Source organism: Mesorhizobium sp. M2A.F.Ca.ET.067.02.1.1 (genome assembly GCF_004023285.1).
In the GTDB taxonomy this organism is placed as follows: domain Bacteria; phylum Pseudomonadota; class Alphaproteobacteria; order Rhizobiales; family Rhizobiaceae; genus Mesorhizobium.
The window spans coordinates 1-1,027 of sequence record NZ_RZSB01001210.1 but is presented as its reverse complement, the minus strand read 5'-3'; the positions used below and the strand labels follow the sequence as shown (position 1 = coordinate 1,027).

Annotated in this window: 3 protein-coding genes; all 3 read right to left on the bottom strand. The window is 64.0% G+C overall.

The annotated features are described in order from the left end of the window. Positions 1-348, bottom strand: a 348-nt coding sequence (locus EOA28_RS36810) for a major capsid protein (RefSeq protein WP_189342411.1), incomplete at its 3' end; no start/stop codon positions are given. A 68-nt stretch (positions 349-416) separates the two neighbouring features. Further along, positions 417-791, bottom strand: a complete 375-nt coding sequence (locus tag EOA28_RS36805; protein ID WP_128315894.1) for a head decoration protein — start codon at positions 789-791, stop codon at positions 417-419. A 30-nt stretch (positions 792-821) separates the two neighbouring features. Next, a partial coding sequence (locus tag EOA28_RS39355) for a hypothetical protein (RefSeq protein ID WP_189342410.1) occupies positions 822-1,027 on the bottom strand: 206 nt, incomplete at its 5' end.

Here is a 1,027-nt window from a genome sequence, read left to right as displayed (position 1 = left end):
GTCCTGCACCTGCTTCAGCTCGGTTTCGGAGCCGAAAGCGCGGATGCCGAACAGTTCGGAAGCACGGATGGTGCGCTTGCCGGGAAGGCGGCGGGTCTTGAAGGGACGCGCGTCGCGGCCATCGTTGTTCGAACGTTCGCCGCGCGGCGCGCCGCGATTCGTCGTCTGGATCAGCGCCGCTTCGGTGCCGCGCGCCTCGATCCAGATGTCCTCGGTACGGACGGGCACCGGATCGAACAGGCCCGCCATGGTTTCGAGGAAGTTGGGCACATAGCCGACCTTGTCGACAGCCGCGGTGAGCGACGTGGCCGAGAAGGCGTCGTTGTTGAAAATGTCCATGGTGATCATGGATCTCTCCTTATGGTGATAGCCGCGTCGCTCGACGGGCCGAAGGTTTCGGTAAAGTGCGCCAGCGTTCAGCGCACGATGATGTTGTTGGCGGCCATGCTGGCAATGCAGGCTGCCTTCTCGCCGCCTGCAGTGCTTTCGGTCGGATAGGTGAGATCGTCGTCCTTCACGGTCGACAGACGCTTGGTATAGACGGCACCAGACACCGCGCCGCCGGTGGCGTCCACGGCATCGAACATGATGCCCTCGACTTCGGAGACGACATCGCCGGCGGTGTTCAACGCGCCGTCATGGGCGACGAGATTGCCGCCAGACAGCATGACGAGCTGGCCGACGACAAGGTCCTGGCCGGAAGCGACGGTGCCGGTTTCGCGCGAGATCTGCGGATCGACTTCGAACGCCAGATACGTCCCGGAATGCAGGTTTTCAGTGAAATCAGTCATTGTTTCGATTCCTTCTGATGGCGCGGGTGCTTAGCGGGCAACCACGAGGCCAAGCATCTTGTTGGTCTTGGCTGCGGAGGCTTCCCAGCCGGCGGCCACTTCCTGCGCCGAAGCGGCGCTGCCGGGCTGGCGGGCGCCGGGACCGCGCGGATTGAGGTTGGCATCCCGGACGCGGCTGGCCTGCAGCGTCTTGACGACATCGGACAGGCTGGCGCCGGTCTTGATGAACTCGGAGG